A 778-nucleotide genomic window follows, 5' to 3' on the forward strand; every position below is an offset into this window, starting at 1 on the left:
GAGGGAAAGGTGAAAAGCACCCCGACGAGGGGAGTGAAACAGTACCTGAAACCGAACGCCTACAATCAGTCGGAGCTTGACTGGACTCTAATGGCAATCTGCACCATTCATTGTGGTGCACGAATGATGAGGAAATGAATATGTCGGACTTGGCCGTAGTCACGGACGGAACCTTCGCAGTCGTGGGCCTCGTATTGGGGCTCATCAACATGGGCGTTAATCACTGCCCGAACGAAGGTTGCCTGGCCAAGAACGAAGTCACGCCGTATGTCGGGCTGTCGGTGGGGGATCTGATCTTCCAGGACGGCACGGTGGGTGAGGAAGTCTACATCCGCCGCCAGACGGGGATCGCCCGCGGGCCGTTCCAGTTCACCTACGGCGCGTCGGTCACCGACGAGGGCGGTCTCTGGATCGGTCTTGGCAACACGACGACATATTCGACGCCGAACAATCGGTGGTATGCGCAGTTCCACACCATGCCCGGCCTTTACGCGAAAGGCGGCGATGTGGATCTCGGCGGTCCCATCGAGTTCCGCTCGGGGCTGGAGCTCGGCTACCAGAACCGTGAGGGTGTCCGGATCGGTATCGGCGCGGATCACCGCTCCAACGCCGGTCTCTACAGCGACAACCCGGGCGTCGAGACGTTTCATTTCCGCGTCTCCATCCCCTTCAACAAATGATTGTCATCAGTGTCCAGTCTTGTGACGGCGTACCTTTTGTATAATGGGTCATCGACTTGGTCTATCTAGCAAGCTTAAGCCGTTAGGTGTAGGCGCAG

Annotated in this window: 1 rRNA gene; it reads left to right on the forward strand. The window is 58.0% G+C overall.

The features are described from left to right. Positions 1-778, forward strand: a 23S ribosomal RNA gene (locus ACGRVM_RS16385); the annotation flags it as partial.

The organism is Roseovarius aquimarinus (genome assembly GCF_043661195.1).
Lineage (GTDB): Bacteria > Pseudomonadota > Alphaproteobacteria > Rhodobacterales > Rhodobacteraceae > Roseovarius > Roseovarius aquimarinus.